General features: G+C 73.4%; 1 protein-coding gene and 2 pseudogenes. 2 read left to right on the forward strand and 1 reads right to left on the reverse strand.

Features of this window, described 5'->3' with window-relative positions; translation table 11 throughout:
- A pseudogene (locus tag BZZ08_RS39780) lies at positions 1–201 on the reverse strand (cytochrome ubiquinol oxidase subunit I); the annotation flags it as partial.
- 75 nt (positions 202–276) lie between these two features.
- On the opposite strand from BZZ08_RS39780, the gene BZZ08_RS38475 reads away from it, so the two are divergent.
- Positions 277–858, forward strand: coding sequence for an RNA polymerase sigma factor (locus tag BZZ08_RS38475; RefSeq protein WP_104636733.1), 582 nt, complete (start codon positions 277–279; stop codon positions 856–858).
- Positions 851–1,054, forward strand: a pseudogene (locus BZZ08_RS38480) (CU044_5270 family protein); the annotation flags it as partial. The gene BZZ08_RS38475 and the pseudogene BZZ08_RS38480, both read left to right, overlap by 8 nt.

Raw genomic sequence — 1,054 nt, forward strand, 5'->3', positions numbered from 1 at the left:
GAACTGCTCGTTCGACATGATCTGCAGACCAGGCCGGGCGAGTTCGGCGCGCATGAACAGCGCCATCACGCCGCCGACGCAGAAGAAGGCGAACGACGTCACCAGATACAGCGTGCCGATCGTCTTGTGGTCCGTGGTCGTCAGCCACTTGATGCTCTTGAGGTTCCTCACGCCCCGCCTGTGTCCGCGCCGAGCCCGCACGTCACACTCGACGGACGAGACGAGCGTCACGAAAACACCCGTGACGATCACGAGGGTGCCGGACAGATACGGAGCATGAGCAACGACGAGATCTTCGCCGCTGCCTACCGGGAGCACTACTGGGCGGTCAGCCGCTACGTGGCGCGCCGGCTGGACGGGCGCACGGGCGAGGTCGAGGAAGTGGTGGCGGAGGTCTTCACGGTGGCCTGGCGCCGCCGTGCGGAACTGCCGCACACCCCGCTGCCCTGGCTGTACGGGGTGGCACGCAACTGCCTGGCCAACGCGGTACGCGGCCAGGGACGCCGCCGCCGGCTCCTCGCCCGGCTGGGCAACGACGACGCCGCCCACGGACGGCACATCGCCTCGGGGCCCGACGCGGAGCCGCCCGGCGGCTGGGTGCACGAGGCCCTCGGCAGACTCTCCGCCAAGGATCAGGAGGTGCTGCGGCTGACGGCCTGGGAGGAGCTGGGCGTGGACGAGCTGGCCGTCGCCCTCGGCTGCGGCAGCCGGGCCGCGTCGATGCGGCTGCACCGCGCCCGCGCCCGGCTGAGAACGGAGATCGACCGCATGGGCCCGGCATCCGCCCCGGCCCCGCACCGACCGCATCCGGCGACCGCCGTCGACGCCACCCCCGCGAAGGAACACGGCCATGGCTGACGAACTCGACCTCCTGCGCCGCGCCAACCCGGTGCCGGCCGACGCCCCGCCCTTCGCCGACGGGCCGCTCGACCACCGCGGCGCACGCCACCTGGACCGGCTGCTGCACGGACGGACCCGCGCCACGCCCTCCCGGGGGCCGCTGTCCGGCCTGCGGTCCGGCCGCCGCGGCGTCCGCCTGGCCTGGGGCCTCGCC

This window comes from Streptomyces sp. MH60 (assembly GCF_002939385.1).
Lineage (GTDB): Bacteria > Actinomycetota > Actinomycetes > Streptomycetales > Streptomycetaceae > Streptomyces.

What these genes read in the sequence shown, in the direction of transcription:
- BZZ08_RS38475 (WP_104636733.1), top strand. Translation starts at nt 277, where the DNA reads ATGAGCAACGACGAGATCTTCGCCGCTGCCTACCGGGAGCACTACTGG.